Consider the following 477-nt stretch of genomic DNA (forward strand, 5'->3'; position numbering starts at 1 on the left):
CCTGAAAACCTGTCTATAATTCGAGGCTCTGATGATGACAACGATAAGTAATTATCGGCGGCATCGAAAGTGGGGGTATAGCTCAGCTGGGAGAGCGCTTGCATGGCATGCAAGAGGTCATCGGTTCGATCCCGTTTACCTCCACCACTGAAGTCAGAGAACGGAAGTTCCCAGGTTTTGACCCTATCGTCTAGAGGCCTAGGACATCACCCTTTCACGGTGAGTACCGGGGTTCGAATCCCCGTAGGGTCGCCAAGTTTGTGGCACTTGGCTTGCACGTATGTGCAAGCACAACAGCCGCCTGCCAGGAGTGGTAGTTCAGTTGGTTAGAATACCGGCCTGTCACGCCGGGGGTCGCGGGTTCGAGTCCCGTCCACTCCGCCAGTCAACCGGGTCGGCCTGTGCCGCGCCTGAATGAATAGAAGCCGCAGCGAGCCATCGTTGCGGCTTTTTTCTTGTTCCTGACCCGTCCTGCCC

Annotated in this window: 3 tRNA genes; all 3 read left to right on the forward strand. The window is 56.4% G+C overall.

Features of this window, described 5'->3' with window-relative positions:
* Positions 1-71 precede the first annotated feature (71 nt).
* A tRNA-Ala gene (locus FJV41_RS57325) sits at positions 72-147 on the forward strand.
* A 32-nt stretch (positions 148-179) separates the two neighbouring features.
* Positions 180-255: transfer RNA gene (locus tag FJV41_RS57330), tRNA-Glu, on the forward strand.
* A 52-nt stretch (positions 256-307) separates the two neighbouring features.
* A tRNA-Asp gene (locus tag FJV41_RS57335) sits at positions 308-384 on the forward strand.
* The last annotated feature ends 93 nt before the right edge of the window (positions 385-477 follow it).

This window comes from Myxococcus llanfairpwllgwyngyllgogerychwyrndrobwllllantysiliogogogochensis (assembly GCF_006636215.1).
Taxonomy (GTDB): domain Bacteria; phylum Myxococcota; class Myxococcia; order Myxococcales; family Myxococcaceae; genus Myxococcus; species Myxococcus llanfairpwllgwyngyllgogerychwyrndrobwllllantysiliogogogochensis.